The organism is Aeromonas sp. CU5, assembly GCF_002586745.1.
GTDB classification, from domain to species: domain Bacteria; phylum Pseudomonadota; class Gammaproteobacteria; order Enterobacterales; family Aeromonadaceae; genus Aeromonas; species Aeromonas sobria.
The window spans coordinates 662885-676404 of record NZ_CP023817.1 but is presented as its reverse complement, the minus strand read 5'-3'; the positions used below and the strand labels follow the sequence as shown (position 1 = coordinate 676404).

Here is a 13520-nt window from a genome sequence, read left to right as displayed (position 1 = left end):
ATCACTGCTCTCCGTTCTGGCCAGATGACTGCTCATCCTTGACCGGGTATTGCACGTCGGTCGCCGCGATCGCCGTCACCAGTTCGGCCTTTTTGAGCTTGGTCGCCTCCGGGATACCCATCTGCACCGCCAGCTCGCGCAGCTCATCGACCTTCATCTCGGCCAGCGGCGTGACCTTGCCCGCCAGTGTGGCGACTCCCGCCAGATAGCCCGAACCGGTCAGGACGCCCAGTGCTGCGTCCAGATCCCCAGGCGCCGATGGTGCATCACTTGCCTGAAGGCTGGCGTTTTCAGCCAACCGGACGACCACCAGACGCGGGTCGTTCTCCAGGGTCGCGCACTGCTCAGGCGACACAACCATCTCAGACTTGCCCGGTACAATCGGCAGGCCCGCGCGAAAATAGACCTGACGAACTGTTGACCCTGTTTGGCAATAAATGCCCACTCGAATAGCCAGTTCCATCTCTTGTTCCATCTCATGTTTTCCTCGTCGTATCTGATAGAGAGGCTGTTTAAACCGAGGGTTAAACAGCCACAACGCAGGGTTAGAGGTAGTCAGCCACCACCAGCTCCAACTTGCCTTTCAGCTCGTTGCTACTGCTGCTATCCAGCTCTCGCTCCAGCATCTGGGTCGCCAGCTTCTCAAGGGAGGGCGGTACCACCAGCAGAGTGGCCTTCACCCCGAGCTTGCGGCCACCATCAGCCTGAAACTCCCGCATTTTGGAGAAGGAATCCCACAGGTTGTCGGGGGTCAGCGCCCGCTTGTTGGCAAAGGCCAGTTGCCAGAAACCAAAGCCTGCGGCATCACGGCAATCGACCCCGTAACGGAACTCCTTGCGGGTGAATACCGCCTCGTCATCGACCTTGGTCATGGCAATCAACTGCGGTGACTTGCGATCCTGAAAGATGACCGGCTTGAGGGCGCGGCTGGTATCGAGCAGGAACCAGGGCTCCCCCTGATAACCGGCATCCACCACCACGTTGGCGGTCAGGACAGGGGTACCGGTGCCATCGGCCTTGGGATAGACCGGGTGATCGGTGTCGAAGAAATACTGACCGTCATAGCAAGGCGTGGTGAAGCCAGCCCCCAGCAGGCCAAAGCAGAGCTCGTCGGGGTGGATCCCCGCCGAACGGCCCATCTCGGCAAACATCGGCGCGTAGATACCCAGCTCGTCATCTTCGATATCGTTGCGATCGACCGCCACGGTGGCCTCGAAGTCTTCGTTGACGATCTGGTAACCGTGCGCCTTCATCGACTCGATCACCCGATCACCGACCCACTTGCGCAGACTGGGAAACTTGCCCAGCCAGCCATAGGTGTTGGACTTGGTGGTCGATTTGATCACGGTGGCGATCTTGGTGTACTGGGCAGGCGCTTCACTCTTGGCGTCTTCAAAGTTCTTCTTGAAGCCGGTGAAGAGGGACTGCAACAGCGCGGGAGTAACAATGGCCATACGGGTGTTCCTTCTCTGGTTAAACAGGTTGGTCTGGCGGTCGCGTTTGTCCGATTACGCCGCTGCGCGGCTAAGCGAACCTATCGGCCTTTTGCCTTGGCAAACTCTTCGTAACTGATACCGAGCTGATCGGCGGCATACTTGTCATCCGCCGAGAGCACAGCCTCTCCCTTCTTCTCTGGTAGGGTCACCTGGGTGGTCTGGCTGGCGGACAGTGCGGCAATCGCCGGACGGGGATCCAGCAACGCCTTGAGGGCTGCCACCCCTTTCTGGGCGGCATAGGCGGTCAAATACTCCTCTTCGGCGGCCACCACCTTGCCCTGGGTGCGGGCTTCCTTGATCAGGGTTGCGGCATCCGTGGTCTCGACCTTGGCGCTCAAGGTGGCCACTTCCGTCACCAGGGCGTTATAGGTCTCCACCGGCACGTACTTGGCCAGGTCAATCTGGCCACCCTGCCCTGTGGAGACGGTCGCCTTGAGCGCAGCCAGCGATGCGCTATCTACCGCCAGCTGCGCTTTGGTGGCAGAGAGTGCCGCCTCCAGCTCCGGCGCGCTCGCAGCGCTAGCCTGCAGGGTATCCAGAGCAGCCAAAGCGGCAGTCCCCTGCTCGGCGGTAAACTGGCCATCGGCACCCGGCTGGATGCCGAGTTTGCCGAGCAGCGCGATCAGGTGTTCGTTCATGGATTTCTCCTGTTGTGCAACATGGGATGAAGTGGCCAGCTGGCCGGGTTGGGTAGACATAAGGCTTGAAGCGGGTAACGCACTCAAAGCGGCAAGCGCCTGCATGCCCACCACACCGGGGTCATTGGTGATGGCGGTCATCCGCAGTTCCAGCGGGCGGCCCTGGGCGTCATAGGGGAAAACGGCTGACAGGAATCGGTACTCTTTGGCAGCCACCAGGGCGGCGGCGCGATCCGTCCAGCGCGGCTTGATAAAGAGCCCCTGCCCTTCGCGCCATACAATCTCGTCACTGTTGTACCAACCGGCCGCAGGGGCAGGCTGGCCGTTCTGGTCAGTCTTGAGGGTCTGGTGGTCGTAATCGATCAGGATGTCTTGCCCAAGCGCTTTGGCACGGGCAATCAGGGCTGCAGCGATCTGCCCGTCCAGTTGCCAGTGGCCACTCGCCACATCGAACGGGCGACCATCACGGGCCTTGAACGGGCCGACCGGCAGCAGCTGGTACCAGCCATCGCCTTGGGGGGTGAGCTGCGCATCGAGCACCGCCAGCCGCTCCCCGCTGACGGGGTTGGCATGGAGGATGGCCACGAAAGGCGCTGAGTATGGGGTCTTGGATATGTTCATGCCGCCATAGTGCGGCGGCATGAAAGGGGATGGGGTTTATGGTGGGTTACTAGTCTTTTGAAGGAGGTCGAATTTCTCCTTTTTGCTGATGAATTCGCACAGTCAAGTAATACAGTCCCAACAATGTTGTTATGAATACATTGCAAATAAAAAACAAATAAACGAATAACAAGCCCAACTTATAATAATTGCCCCAATCAAAGCCTGCGAACCATTGAGACAAGGATGGCGATACTAAATTAACAACTACACCAGCAAAAAAAACAGCGAGACTCATTAATGCCAAATAGCCAAACAGATAGCTTAGAAAACGTCGCCGACTAAGCTTTATAATTTTTTTTGCCCCCTTTATCTCCTCTTTTAATGTAGGTGGAGTTCCATCCATGAACTCATCCATACCTTGCCCTTGAAAGGTTGCGACCGCAGCTAATGATGCAATATAAAAACCTATCAGCACCTGCAATAGCCCATTAATCTGCACGATTAGTCCAGACGGCCCCATCAAAGGGAATGGCTTAGGCATAAAGGCATACCCGGCAGTGCATACTACCGCCAAGAAAAGTGGTAAAAAATAGTCAAACCAAATCTTCTCAGAATGAAAGATTCTAAGATAACTCATTGGTGCCACTAGCTTTTTCACCACTCCCCTCAAAGCCATCATAAAATCACCTATAAGCTCCTTAGCAAAGTAACCATTTTATTGAACAGCTCTTCATGAATGGCCTGCTCACATTGGTTTATATTACTATCCAAGATAAACTGCTCTTGCCTAGTGAAAAGAGCATTGGCTGCATCCTCTTCACGATCCATCGTGACAGTTTTTTGTCTTCCTTCTGGTCTTTTGTACAAAACCTTTAACTGATCAAATCCATGATTTGATGCTTTTTGTCGCCACTCATTCAGCCAAGTGATTCTATCAAGCCATGTTTCTGGTTGGGTCGTCACTTGTATCCGTACCGTATGCTCTACAAACTGAGAGTACGGGTCTCCATCCATGATGCCATCAACCACTTCATGTTTAACTAATGTCAGTCCTTTTAAAACGCCTTCTTCTAAGGACTCTTCTAGGCTCTGACTGGGTCGACCAGACAATTTACACATTGGACGACACCGATTTTCGGTTCGCGTGTCTGGATCAACGAACGTATACCCTTCAAAAGCATCTTTCAGTAGTGCGGTCAAAAAAGGGGCAACTCTAGATTTTGTGATCCCTGGAACCTCTTCCATCACTGCATGAAAACGAATATTTGTTGCATCCACAGAATCAAGTGAGAGCATGAAATGAGCTGATAGTGCGATACCTTCACCCTCCAGCTTAGGCTCCGTTCGCAACTCGCCTGTAGTCAAGTTCGCAAACACCGGATCAGAACCATTCTTATCCCCAAGCTGCACTAGAAAACAAGCAATGTCCATGTCATCTGTATAGCGCAGATCAGTCAATCTAAAGACCTGTGTTTCTTCGCTGTACATTTTGAAAGCTGACTGCTGGCGTATCATCTCAGCCAAGTTTGTCACGACTTCGCGCATCACAAACTGTCCATTGGCAGCTTCTGGCGTTGCTTCCAAAAATAAGTCATAACAGAATACCCAACGCTCATTCGATGCCAGCACGATACGATTCTCCAGTCGCCAAAGTAGTAGGTCTCGAAATATACCCTCTGGTGAAATCGATTACTATGAGCTGACTCAATAAAGCAATGCTGTTTAACACTGTTTAAATCATGAACAGACAAGACAAAACCCTGCGGGCTATACATCGACCTAGCCAGAAGTTGGCAGTCCGTATACGTAGCTAGAAGAGCTATGGAACAACATACCCCTCCAGCGTCTCCAACACGCTTTGCTTGTCCTCTTCTGACAACCCCAGATAGGGGCGCTCGGGCAAGTGAGTCTCCTCACGGCCGAACTGGTGGGCCGCGCCATATTCAAGCGGGGTACCGAAGTAGAGAGAGCGGGGATCGGGCTGGGCAGCCAGCAGTTCTGGCACAGCGCTGACCGCCGCCACACCGTTCCCCTGCTCCAGTGCAGCGAGCCGTGCCAGCAAGCTGGCCAGATAGTCGCTCGCCGCCACCAACCCCACCATATTGAGCGCACTCTCGTTATTTGCCATCTGATTACCCCCTGCTGCTTGTTGTGCCAGTGCTCGTATCCTGCGCCCAGTGAAAATTGGGCAGCCAGGTCAAATATCACGGTTTATCAACTTTTATCATTAAATCATCAATGGTATAAGATTATGAATTAGCTAACATTTCTCTCGTCATCACACACACAAGGGAGAATGTTATGACCAAGCAATCAAACCACAATGCCGATATCAGCAACCCCAACAAAGGCTCGAACGGTACCAACCCTACCTATGACCGTAATCAGGGGCACCGTGGCTGGCAATTGAATCCGCAGAACCCGAAAAGCAGCGGCAAAAAGTAAGCAAGAGACACCGGGGGCTCGTCCCCCCTTATCTGGATCCCTATGACACAGAACGAGCAATCCACCGGCGCCAAGCGCCCCTTTAAACAGACTCGGGCCCTTATCCGGCTTGCCCTCAACGATGGTCTTACGCAAAAAGAGATCGCCGCACTTTGCCGAACCCAGCAATCTATTGTCAGCGCGTGGGCAAAAGGGACAAAACTGGCCAATGAGGGGCAACTGACCGAATTGCTGACCCGCTATGGCCATACGCTGCGCCGCCAATCCTTTCGCCTCTATTGGTCTATCGATGATGAAACCAAGACGAAGAAATTTTATCGGGTTGAGGGCAAGGTTATTTTCCAGCACATCTTCTACAACCTGCGGCGCGAAACCAAGAGCGGGAAACTGCATAAAAACAACCCAGAAGTACGCCTGATTGTGCACCACCAGGGTCAAGATAGCTTTCGACTGGTCGAGCAAAATCGCATCCCACTCGATGACGGTCTATTAATCGATAGCTATCAGGACGAAGCGATCTGGAACTCATTCATTTTTGAGCCTCAGACTGGCAAAGAGTTGGTGCAACTGATTGATGTCTCCTGCGCGAACATGACAAAAAAGTGGCCTAGCGATGGCCACCCCCTCCCCTTTCTGATCCGCCAAGCCCTGCTCCAACACGGCTTTCCGGTGGAAGGGATTGAGGAGTACCCGGCACAGTGGTAGCCTCACCGGACACCCAAACAGGTGTCAGAGCACCTTAACGCTCTGAAAGGCGGCAATACCGCCACAGATTTGAGCACTCTTGCGAGTTAAGCCCTGTGAACAGCCCTTTGCTCTCACGGCGCGATTCAAATCGACAAGGGGTATGCAGGCGGCTCATACAGAGCTAGGCGAACAGGTCACCCAGTAGCCGAAATGGCTGTATACCAACAGGGATAGGGGTGGGCGCGATACCCAAGCCGTCAGTATCTGGCCGCTTGGGTATTTTTATTTTCCCCCTGCAACCTCCCCCTCACCCCAACCCTCTCCCTTTTTTGCGACAATCAGAGTGGGAGAGGGAGCTGCTTGCGGCAAACGTGGCTCCTCGGCATCAGCGCCTGAACGGCATCGGTCATCCCCGCCAGCAAGGGAGCCAGATAGTCGCTCGCCTCCATCAGCCCCACCACGTTCACCACCGCCTCGTTTTATGTGCCATCTGATCCGCCCCTGACTCTTGTTATGCCAACGACAAACTGACGTTACCCCCCCCTCACCCCAACCCTCTCCCGCAAGGGGAGAGGGGGCTAAAGAAGAGCGGTCGCTAAAAACAGCAGCCGCCATCACCCCTCCCCTTTATCAGCTGGCGGTTTGCTGGCCGACGTAGCGGCAACCAGTTGCGGCTCATCGGGCTCGGCCTGCGGGATCTGCATCTTCTTGTGGGCCCAGTCGAGCGGGATGCGCATGCCGCAGGCGGCCAGCTTGGGCAGGCTGTCTGCATAACGGCAGATATCCTCCGGCTCGGTCACATCAAACTCCAGCCGGGGGCTGCGGCGGGGGCCCTGATAACTCTTGCCGTTCAGGGCATAGAGGGGATAGACCAGATCGCGGGTCAGGGTGGCGGCCAGCTGGCGGAGATCTGCATCCCGTACCTCCTGGCGCACCTCGTTATGGACATTGCCCAAGGCATTGGTCGAGCTCTTGCCATCGGCCTGTGAGGTCAAGGTGCCCCCCAGGATGGCCTTGCTCATGGAACGCTCGCACCAATCCATCATCACCACGAAGGGATCAGCCTGACCGCTGGCGGCGTTCTCGAACTCAATCTCCATCCCGCGCGGGATAATGCCCCCGGCGTTATGACCAATGGAGAGCACCGCCTGCAGCAGAGTGGCCTTCTCTTTCTCGGTCGCCCCTTCCGGGTATTTGCCAAGGCGCACCGGCAGGCCGTAGATCTCCAGAAACTCGGCGAGATCCCGCACACTGTAGTTCTTGAACAGGAACGGCCAGACCAGGGTGCGGACAAGGCCGGTGCGGGCCAGATACCCCGATTTGGACTTGGCCTTGTGCAGCAGCCAGCCAAAGGGGTGGAGGGCAACCCCTTCGTGGCTGTTATCCCGCAGCCGCAACTGGTTGCGATCGTCCGGGTGGGTCTGAAACCAGGCAGGATCTCGCCAGATGATGCCCTTGGGGAGCTGCAACCCCTCCACCAACTCCCAGCCGCAAAACTCCTGGGCACAAAACCCCTTGAGTACCGCATCGGTGGCGTCAAAGATGGCATCATCAAACCAGGTAAAGTCCTCAATCAGCTCGCGGATCATCTCGCTGTCACGCTTCTCCGCCGGGGTGGCGTTGCGGGGCGGCTCGATTGTCCAGCTGACCCCCAACAGAGCGCGGCGGCGTTTGCCGAGTTCACTCTGCAGGTGGGCGTCTTTCTCTTCCATGTCTTCGGCCAGCTCGCACTGGGCGATCAGGTTGCCCTGTTCTGCCTCCTTCAATGCGGCTGCCGCCCTGCTCGGGGTGAGCCCCACCGTGGGGTGTTCACTATAGTGACGGCGCAACTGGGCAAGCGCCGCCGAGTTCTCGGTCTGCGGCTCTTTTTCCATCCGCAGGGGATTGCCGTTGATATCGATGATCCTGCCCATTACCAGGCCCCTCTCTCGAACGAATAATGGTTATCGCCCCTTGCTTCATCGCGCTTGTTGGGCAGCGGGGTGAACTCGATAGCGCCCCCCTCCATCCAGCTGGCCCGCACCGCCATGGCCAAGGCCACCGCAAAGTCACCGTGGCGCTGTTGGCCTCCTTGGCCGGCGTGTTTGGAAAGAGAGCGGCCCTTGTCGATCTTGGGGATGCCATTGATGACCTGGATTTTCCCCAAGTCATCCTGCACGTCTGCATGGCGCGGGATGGTCAGGTTGCCATCCTCAAACTCTGCCTTGAGCTTGGGCATCCACTCCCGATACCAAGGGTCATTGAGCATCACGCACTCGATCATGCTGGCGCCCCAGCGCAGTCTGGCTGCCTCCGCCAGATAGCCGCCGTTACCGGTGGCATCGAAGGCCGCCGCAGTAAAACGGTGCAACCCTTGCAGCAGGTAGAACAGGATCTGGCGCTGACTCTCATAGGGGGCATTGACCAGCTCCACCACAAAGGGCACCTGTTTGCGCAAGTTGGTGGCGATGGAGAGCGGCACGAACACCGACAAGTCCCCCTTGCGAGCGAAGTCCTCTCCCAACACATGGCGGCAACTGCGATCGAGCGCTTCCTGACAGGGCTTGAGGTTCTCCTCGCACCAGATATCCACCACCGCCTTGCGGGTCTCCTCGCTCGAGAGCTCAAAGTCTTTGGGGGCGGTAAAGCACAGGATGGGGATATCCGGTTGCATCGCCCGTTCGATCAGGGTGCGCTTGATATAGACACCGCTGCTCTGCTTGGGTACGCAGAAATACTCCTCAAGGGCATCCTCTTCGGTGGCAGTGGCCTTGAGCAGCCCCGCCTTCCAGGCATCCTCTGCTTCCTGTGTCCAAAGGCCGCCCTTGACTTGGCAGATCCGACGATAGAGCCCCTGGCGGCAAGCATCGTCCAGGCTGATGGTATGGATGGAATACTCTTTACGGCCCGCTCGGCTGTCATTGATGAGCTGGTTAAACAGGTTATCGACGCCGTTATGGGTACTGATCAACCGCACCTTGGCACCCCACATGGTCAGCGCCATGGCGGCCTTCAACACCTCGGCCAGTCGGTCGTGGAAAGCGGCCTCGTCGATGGTGACATTGCCCTGCATCCCCCGCAGGTTGGAGGGGTTGCTGGAGAGCGCCTGCACCTTGAAGCCCGAGGCGAAATAGACCACGAAGGTGAGGATCGCTTTATCCTCATCGTCGGTGAACACCTCCTCCTGGATCTCACCGGCCGCCTTGCTGTACGCCTTGGCCCACATCGCCACCGCATCGATAAACTCGCGGGCCATCTCCTTGTTGCTACCCACATAGAAGTGGTGGCAACCCCCGGCCGTCTTGGTCTTGGCGGCCGTCAGGGCCGCGTCAGCCGCCTCCGCCCAGGTGATACCGGTACGGCGGCTCTTCTCGGCGATCTTGAGCTGGCTCTCGTCGGCAATCCAGATCCGCTGGTACGGCAGCAACACCTCGTCGGGGTTGTATTCGGTACCCAGGGTCTGGGCCAACTGCTGGGCGATAGGGGTCTGTGCAATGGCAGTCATCAGGCAATCCCCAATATTTCACGGCGAATCTCGGCAGCAACCTCACCGCTCAGGCCCGCCTGAGTCACGATCGCTTCGGTCTTGGCGGCGATCTCTTCGGCAAATGCCTGGCGGATCTCTTTCTCCCGCTTATGACTCTGCATGGCGGTTGATTCGAGCCGCTGGGCCGCCAGCATGGCGTTTTTCAGCATGTCGATATCCACCGCCTCCTCCGGGTTCTGCACCTGAGCCAGCATCGCCTTGAACAGCTGGGAGCGGCCCAGCTCCAGAATGAGCTTGGTGGTCTCCCCCATCGGCTTGTCGCCAAGCTGGGAGGTCAAGGCGGCCGTGGTTTCTCGCAAATCCCGCAGGTGCTGGCCGACCTGTTCAACCTGGCTGGCATGACGGCTTAACCCGGAGCGGGAGAGCTTGAGCTCATCGGGCAACCCCGCCTCCTCGATCAGGCCGTTGATCTCATCCAGGATGGCGGCCTGACTGTTGCCCTTGTCCCGCAGCATCTCGTTGAGCGCGTTGCGGATGGACTCAGGCAGCAGCCACACCTTGCTGGCGCGGCCTCGGGTCGGTTTATCGGCCATGGTCAATCCTCCGCCCTGGGCTTCTTGACGCCGGGCACAGTTGCCCGGCCCTCTGCCACGTCCTGGCCCCGCCCGGTCAGGTGAGCCACCTGCACCGTGGCCAGTCGCTCGATGCGCACCAGCCCCTGCTCTTCCAGCCAGGCCAGCAGGGTCTTCACCCGATCCCGCGTCACCCGGCCGGTACCCAACTGGTCGAGGCAGTCATTGAGGATTGACTCGTTGGCGGCACCACCGATATCCAGCAGGGAGCGCAGGATCACCAGTCGCTGCTGGGCGTCCAATATCGCTTGAATGCTCATGGCTTCTCCTTCTGTACGGCGGCAAGCTCATTTTCCAACAGCAGATCGGCAAGGCGACGGGCTTGGCGCAGCTCCGGCTTCACCTCCCGCAACTCCCCCCGCAACTCGCTGATCTCCAACTGCAGCTTGTGCAGCTCACGCTCGCTCGGCAGATCAGCCAGTACCTGCTCCACCCGCTGGACTCTCTGCACCAGGGCAGTGAGGTCTTCGCGCTTGGCGTAGGTCTTGGAGAGCAAGATGATGACCACCAGCCCAACCAAACTGGCCAACGCATAGAGCGGCCCCCAGTTCTTAACGATGAATTCCCACACGGGTCGCCTCCTTGCGCTCATACAGGGTCTGGCACTCGATACAGCGCTCGGCACCAGGCTCGGCTGCAAGGCGGGAGGGCGGGATGGCGTCGTCACAATCGCAGCAGATACCATCGCCGTGTGGCCTTGCCCTGTTCTGGTGGGCTTCGATAATGCGCTCAGTCCGATCGGCATCGGCCTGCTGGGCGCGGTCTATATGGTCTGTCACATGACCTCTCCCGGAGCCCATCCCATTAGGCTATTTCACTTGCCATTTTGGCCCTGGGCAGTGCTCGAAAGCCTCACGTACTGCGTGTACGCTGCGGTTTCTGCGCGCTGTCCGAGACCAAACTGGCTGCGCCAATCACGCCTACTGGAACAGGCTCATACTGTGTTCTAACGGACGGTATGGGTCGCCTTGATGCGGCCCCAGATAGCGAGTAGGCCACCCACCGCACTGGCCAGATCCACCAGGGTGGATGCCAGGCTGGCTTGGGTACCCGCATCGACCGGCACACCGAACAGGCCCGCAATACCGGCCCCCACGGCAATCACACCACCGATCACAGTGCGGCTTTTAAAGGCAGATTTCGCTTGAGGTAACAGGGAATCAGGCATGATGGACTTCCTTCTTTTTGGGTTGAAATAACGGAGGTTGGGAATGACGGGCACGGGCCCGCAGGCGATCCAGTTCGGTCACCGAACGCCACCCCTTATTTGTCAACAAAGAGCCGAAGAGGGATTGACGGGTCTTGTGGTGGCTATAGAGCGGGATCGCCTTCGGGTCAGCGATCTGATTGGCCAAAGCGGCCTTGAGATGGGCTTTGCGCCCATCCTTGAAGCAAGCGAGATAACGGGGGTTTTTGAGCTCAGGAATGCCAAAGCAGCCCGCAGCCTGGAGCGCGGCTGCAGCTTTCTGTTGCTTGATAGTCAGCACGCTCATGCCACCACCTCGCCAACCACATCGGAAAGGAGGTAGCTCTGCAGACGCAGCAGCCGGTTGATCCAGCCATCGGCATTGGCCCACTGGCTCGGGTCTTTGCGCACAATGCCGTGCATGAAGCTGGCCCGCTGCATCATCAGCGCCAGCAGGAATGAGGTCTCCCCCTTAGCGCCCAGTTGCTGCTTGAGCCTGCCAATCGACACCGGGCCAAGGCGGCCATCTGCCATCACCCCCAAGACCTGCTGCAGCAGTTGGATAGCGCGTTTCGGCCCGTGATGCACCGCTGCATCAAACACGGCGATAGAGAGGGCCGGGCTTAAGCTGGCAATAAGGTCACAGCGGGCGGGCGCCCAGTAGTTCTGGCGGTAAAAGGGCTCGGTATGGGCGGGGGTCAGATCACCGATAGTAATATCGGGTACCCCATCCCGATCGAGGTCGGCCATGCCGTCCTTCTTGCCATCGGCGGCATCGGCAATGCCGTACTTGGTATGACCACCACGGTCGGCGGGATGATTGACTTCGCCCCCTTCCACATCGGGACGGAGCAGCCATTTAAGAGCGAGTGATAACATAAAGGCCCCTCGGTGAACTGCGTTATCAGCAGCGTACCGAGGGACCTCTATGGCATGGGTTTATGGTGGGTTACATAAGAATCAGTTGTCTAACGACAACCATAACCAGTAGTAAAAGAGGCAAACCTCAAGTGGAGCACTTTTTATTTTCCATGGTGATGACATGCGTAGTTACGTCGATTCAAGGCTTAAATTCCCAGTACCGACCTGCCTGCGATTGGGCGCGCTGGAGTTCGGAGCGCTGATCGGCCCTTGCTCGATACTTAATTAGCTCACTCATATCCGTTTGAATATCTCGCGACTCGGCATAGTAAGAGTGTCCCAGAAGACTTGTATCAACAGATGTTGCGTCAATTGTTTCGACGCCAGGAATCACGAGTACCCCTTGTCCTGAATCGCCAGCTCGCGCATGCCCATGAATTTTTCTTGATGCGATCAATGCAAGATCTTTGGATGATGCATACAACGTGATTGGGCGTCCTGCCGCGGTAAGTGAAGGAGCTATATCTCGTTTAAATACATCAGCGTCAATATCCGGTGCAGCAAGAATAACCTCTGCCAGTCGGCTTCGAAGTTCTGGCTTATCAGTTAAGAGGGATATTAGCGCACGTGTCAATGCGCGGTTTCCCATACTGTGTGCAATCAAATATACGTTTTCCGCTTCTGACCGCTGGAAAAAATCTTCAAGAAAGCTTCGCAAGTTACTCTGAGCCCATTCTACGTTTTGTTCGTCAGCAGTATACGCAGGAGCGGTTCCTTGCGACGGCCAGCTATAGAAAACAGCTGCGCCCTCGAAATCGAGATCATACGACATCTGCGCCGTTCTTCTTGCTGCATCCTCGAACGTCACGTTATATCCATGAATGAATAAAAATGTACTCTTTCGTGCGGAAGTACGGACTCGAGAAGCCAGATCATCGAAAAACTCATTCTTCGATTTCATTTGCGTGTCAAGGAGCACGACATGCTTGGCTGGGTCTTCACTAAATTCGAGCCGCCAAATTGAAGGCGATTCCAACTCCCCCTTATGATGGTCTCGTGGAATGCTTATATCACAATAGCCAAAGCTAAGCTGCGCCCGCTCTTCACCATACATTTCAGCGGATTTAGCGCCAGGAATGTAATTACGGTCTGTTGCATATAAAACGCGTACTACGGCGAAGTTCTTACTCTCTACTAGCGGCGGTAGTGGCGCTGGCGCTGGTGGTGCATTAGAAGTACAGCTCGTCAGTCCTACCAGTCCTACAACTGCAATAATTAATAGCTTTAGGTATGTATTCATGACTTGGATCCTTAAGGTACCAAGTACTCGAGGTACCTGACCTGTTTCAGATGAATAACATATCACCCATCCATGATAGAATACATTTCATACAGTCTAAACTACAACACTAACTAAAAAACACACTACAAGAACCGAAGCATCATAATGAAATAACCATAATAGATACCAAAATAATCGTAGCTATAATAGAAAGAACCCGACTT

19 protein-coding genes are annotated in these 13520 nt (G+C 56.2%); 2 read left to right on the top strand and 17 right to left on the bottom strand.

Features of this window, described 5'->3' with window-relative positions:
- Nucleotide 1 precedes the first annotated feature (1 nt).
- From CK911_RS03145 to CK911_RS03120, 6 genes are all read right to left on the bottom strand, one after another.
- A complete protein-coding gene (locus CK911_RS03145; protein ID WP_098968954.1) occupies nt 2-475 on the bottom strand; it encodes a Rho termination factor N-terminal domain-containing protein in 474 nt (157 codons plus the stop codon).
- Between the two features lie 70 nt (nt 476-545).
- On the bottom strand, nt 546-1454 hold the full coding sequence (locus CK911_RS03140; protein WP_098968953.1) for a Mu-like prophage major head subunit gpT family protein: 909 nt from the start codon (nt 1452-1454) through the stop codon (nt 546-548).
- 80 nt (nt 1455-1534) lie between these two features.
- Complete coding sequence (locus tag CK911_RS03135) at nt 1535-2776, bottom strand: phage protease (protein WP_098968952.1); 1242 nt, start codon at nt 2774-2776, stop codon at nt 1535-1537.
- Between the two features lie 28 nt (nt 2777-2804).
- Entirely contained in the window at nt 2805-3416 is a 612-nt protein-coding gene (locus tag CK911_RS03130) for a hypothetical protein (RefSeq protein WP_216640693.1), read from the bottom strand.
- An 8-nt stretch (nt 3417-3424) separates the two neighbouring features.
- Nucleotides 3425-4366, bottom strand: coding sequence for a hypothetical protein (locus tag CK911_RS03125; RefSeq protein WP_157774517.1), 942 nt, complete (start codon nt 4364-4366; stop codon nt 3425-3427).
- A 190-nt stretch (nt 4367-4556) separates the two neighbouring features.
- Entirely contained in the window at nt 4557-4865 is a 309-nt protein-coding gene (locus CK911_RS03120; RefSeq protein ID WP_098968950.1) for a phage virion morphogenesis protein, read from the bottom strand.
- Between the two features lie 173 nt (nt 4866-5038).
- Between CK911_RS03120 and CK911_RS21315 the strand changes: the two genes are divergently transcribed.
- On the top strand, nt 5039-5182 hold the full coding sequence (locus tag CK911_RS21315; protein WP_172953945.1) for a hypothetical protein: 144 nt from the start codon (nt 5039-5041) through the stop codon (nt 5180-5182).
- Between the two features lie 42 nt (nt 5183-5224).
- On the top strand, nt 5225-5887 hold the full coding sequence (locus tag CK911_RS03115; protein ID WP_098968949.1) for a hypothetical protein: 663 nt from the start codon (nt 5225-5227) through the stop codon (nt 5885-5887).
- 320 nt (nt 5888-6207) lie between these two features.
- Here the strand turns inward: CK911_RS03115 and CK911_RS21575 are convergent, their stop codons facing one another.
- The 11 genes from CK911_RS21575 to CK911_RS03065 form a co-directional block, all read right to left on the bottom strand.
- Nucleotides 6208-6336, bottom strand: a complete 129-nt coding sequence (locus CK911_RS21575; protein WP_301337402.1) for a hypothetical protein — start codon at nt 6334-6336, stop codon at nt 6208-6210.
- 147 nt (nt 6337-6483) lie between these two features.
- On the bottom strand, nt 6484-7782 hold the full coding sequence (locus CK911_RS03110; RefSeq protein ID WP_098968948.1) for a DUF935 domain-containing protein: 1299 nt from the start codon (nt 7780-7782) through the stop codon (nt 6484-6486).
- Nucleotides 7782-9353, bottom strand: a complete 1572-nt coding sequence (locus tag CK911_RS03105) for a terminase family protein (RefSeq protein WP_098968947.1) — start codon at nt 9351-9353, stop codon at nt 7782-7784. The genes CK911_RS03110 and CK911_RS03105 overlap by 1 nt, the downstream gene beginning before the upstream one ends.
- Complete coding sequence (locus tag CK911_RS03100) at nt 9353-9928, bottom strand: DUF3486 family protein (protein WP_098968946.1); 576 nt, start codon at nt 9926-9928, stop codon at nt 9353-9355. The genes CK911_RS03105 and CK911_RS03100 overlap by 1 nt, the downstream gene beginning before the upstream one ends.
- Nucleotides 9929-9930: 2 nt before the next feature.
- Nucleotides 9931-10227 (bottom strand): hypothetical protein, encoded by a 297-nt coding sequence (locus CK911_RS03095; protein ID WP_098968945.1) that lies wholly within the window; start codon nt 10225-10227, stop codon nt 9931-9933.
- Nucleotides 10224-10538 carry a DUF2730 family protein gene (locus CK911_RS03090; protein ID WP_016350122.1) on the bottom strand — a complete coding sequence of 105 codons (315 nt, stop codon included), beginning with the start codon at nt 10536-10538 and terminating at the stop codon, nt 10224-10226. Before CK911_RS03090 ends, CK911_RS03095 begins: the two co-directional genes overlap by 4 nt.
- A complete protein-coding gene (locus CK911_RS03085) occupies nt 10519-10746 on the bottom strand; it encodes a TraR/DksA C4-type zinc finger protein (RefSeq protein WP_098968944.1) in 228 nt (75 codons plus the stop codon). The genes CK911_RS03090 and CK911_RS03085 overlap by 20 nt, the downstream gene beginning before the upstream one ends.
- 167 nt (nt 10747-10913) lie before the next feature.
- On the bottom strand, nt 10914-11135 hold the full coding sequence (locus CK911_RS03080) for a hypothetical protein (RefSeq protein WP_005353373.1): 222 nt from the start codon (nt 11133-11135) through the stop codon (nt 10914-10916).
- A complete protein-coding gene (locus CK911_RS03075) occupies nt 11128-11460 on the bottom strand; it encodes a hypothetical protein (protein ID WP_098968943.1) in 333 nt (110 codons plus the stop codon). Before CK911_RS03075 ends, CK911_RS03080 begins: the two co-directional genes overlap by 8 nt.
- A complete protein-coding gene (locus CK911_RS03070) occupies nt 11457-12032 on the bottom strand; it encodes a glycoside hydrolase family 108 protein (protein WP_098968942.1) in 576 nt (191 codons plus the stop codon). Before CK911_RS03070 ends, CK911_RS03075 begins: the two co-directional genes overlap by 4 nt.
- 181 nt (nt 12033-12213) lie before the next feature.
- Nucleotides 12214-13314 (bottom strand): alpha/beta hydrolase, encoded by a 1101-nt coding sequence (locus CK911_RS03065; RefSeq protein ID WP_098968941.1) that lies wholly within the window; start codon nt 13312-13314, stop codon nt 12214-12216.
- Between the last annotated feature and the right edge of the window lie 206 nt (nt 13315-13520).

Coding starts and splice junctions, on each gene's coding strand:
- CK911_RS03115 (WP_098968949.1), top strand. CDS start 5,225: ATGACACAGAACGAGCAATCCACCGGCGCCAAGCGCCCCTTTAAACAG.
- CK911_RS03130 (WP_216640693.1), bottom strand. CDS start 3,416: ATGATGGCTTTGAGGGGAGTGGTGAAAAAGCTAGTGGCACCAATGAGT.
- CK911_RS03110 (WP_098968948.1), bottom strand. CDS start 7,782: ATGGGCAGGATCATCGATATCAACGGCAATCCCCTGCGGATGGAAAAA.
- CK911_RS03065 (WP_098968941.1), bottom strand. CDS start 13,314: ATGAATACATACCTAAAGCTATTAATTATTGCAGTTGTAGGACTGGTA.
- CK911_RS03100 (WP_098968946.1), bottom strand. CDS start 9,928: ATGGCCGATAAACCGACCCGAGGCCGCGCCAGCAAGGTGTGGCTGCTG.
- CK911_RS03075 (WP_098968943.1), bottom strand. CDS start 11,460: ATGAGCGTGCTGACTATCAAGCAACAGAAAGCTGCAGCCGCGCTCCAG.
- CK911_RS03105 (WP_098968947.1), bottom strand. CDS start 9,353: ATGACTGCCATTGCACAGACCCCTATCGCCCAGCAGTTGGCCCAGACC.
- CK911_RS03135 (WP_098968952.1), bottom strand. CDS start 2,776: ATGCCGCCGCACTATGGCGGCATGAACATATCCAAGACCCCATACTCA.
- CK911_RS03145 (WP_098968954.1), bottom strand. CDS start 475: ATGGAACAAGAGATGGAACTGGCTATTCGAGTGGGCATTTATTGCCAA.
- CK911_RS03070 (WP_098968942.1), bottom strand. CDS start 12,032: ATGTTATCACTCGCTCTTAAATGGCTGCTCCGTCCCGATGTGGAAGGG.
- CK911_RS21315 (WP_172953945.1), top strand. CDS start 5,039: ATGACCAAGCAATCAAACCACAATGCCGATATCAGCAACCCCAACAAA.
- CK911_RS03080 (WP_005353373.1), bottom strand. CDS start 11,135: ATGCCTGATTCCCTGTTACCTCAAGCGAAATCTGCCTTTAAAAGCCGC.
- CK911_RS03095 (WP_098968945.1), bottom strand. CDS start 10,227: ATGAGCATTCAAGCGATATTGGACGCCCAGCAGCGACTGGTGATCCTG.
- CK911_RS03120 (WP_098968950.1), bottom strand. CDS start 4,865: ATGGCAAATAACGAGAGTGCGCTCAATATGGTGGGGTTGGTGGCGGCG.
- CK911_RS03140 (WP_098968953.1), bottom strand. CDS start 1,454: ATGGCCATTGTTACTCCCGCGCTGTTGCAGTCCCTCTTCACCGGCTTC.